The 1,077-nt window shown below is 40.8% G+C and carries 1 protein-coding gene; it reads left to right on the forward strand.

Annotated features, from left to right (window positions below):
- Positions 1-479 precede the first annotated feature (479 nt).
- The gene (locus R7O12_RS26590; protein WP_005462880.1) at positions 480-1,025 is read left to right on the forward strand and encodes a spore coat U domain-containing protein; all 546 of its coding nucleotides are present in this window, start codon (positions 480-482) and stop codon (positions 1,023-1,025) included.
- Positions 1,026-1,077 lie beyond the last annotated feature (52 nt).

Genomic DNA, 1,077 nt, shown 5'->3' on the forward strand with positions numbered 1-1,077 from the left:
TGATGCCATAAATTTAGTGTTGGAGAGTGAAGAGAGACTGCGGTGCCACATCGAGGTTCTGGTCTAGGCCCCCTTTTAGGGGGCTCACACAAAGCCACCTTCTTTAGAAGGTGGTAATTTACTTATTTTAGCTCTATCTTTTTCGTCCATTTTCTTAATTTCAGCCTAGAATTTTACTGCCGTTTAATAACCAATTTCCTGCTCGACTCTGTTCAAATCGACTTTATTTTCTTCTGAAACTTCAGTAAAGCTTCACTTTCTGTATTTAGAATAACCAAATGACCATTTTATTTTTAAGGGTATTTTGTGGTTTTATATCTTGTCAAAATTTCCTTTTGTAGTTATTTGTTTTTTAATCGTGCCTGTTTTTATACCTAACTTACTTCTTTTATATGTTTCGTATTTTATATGCACTTAGTTTGTCATACTTGAGCTATAACTAATAAAACAATCATCGATATACAGTGGAATGTTAGAAAATGGAGCTTTATATGAAAAGAATATATTTGATGATGCCTCTGTTATTAACGTCATTCAGTTGGCAAGCAAACGGCGCCTCAGTGAGCGGCACCATTGATGTTTCCATTAACCTTGTACAAGGTTGTGTGATCAACGGAAATAATGCGGTAGACACTGCTTCTGGTATTGGTTTTGGTTTACTTGATTTCGGCGACGTGCCAGCGATCTTTACTGAGCAAGATGCTGTGGTCAATGGTGGCAGCGCGACGGGCATTGAAGTGCTCTGTAGTAACGGTGTGACTCCGACCTTTACACTTGGCACTGGTTTGTATGACGGAAGTGTAGCAGCAGGCTCCTACGCGATGTCGAATGGTTCCGAGTATATCGAATATAAGCTGTTTACCGATTCAGACAGAAATACCCAAATCGTGCAAAATGGAACGGTGGCGCTTACTGAGTTTACGACCGCAACGGCTCAGACCATTGAGCTTTTTGCGAAAGCTTACGGTACGAGCAGCACTGCGGGATCGTACTCAGATACAATCAGTGTGACATTAAGCTGGTAAACCGTGACGCTGGTTGTTAGAGGCTTTTCACTTGTCGTGATGAGTTGGTGTT

The sequence above is a fragment of the Vibrio sp. Vb1574 genome (genome assembly GCF_033338675.1).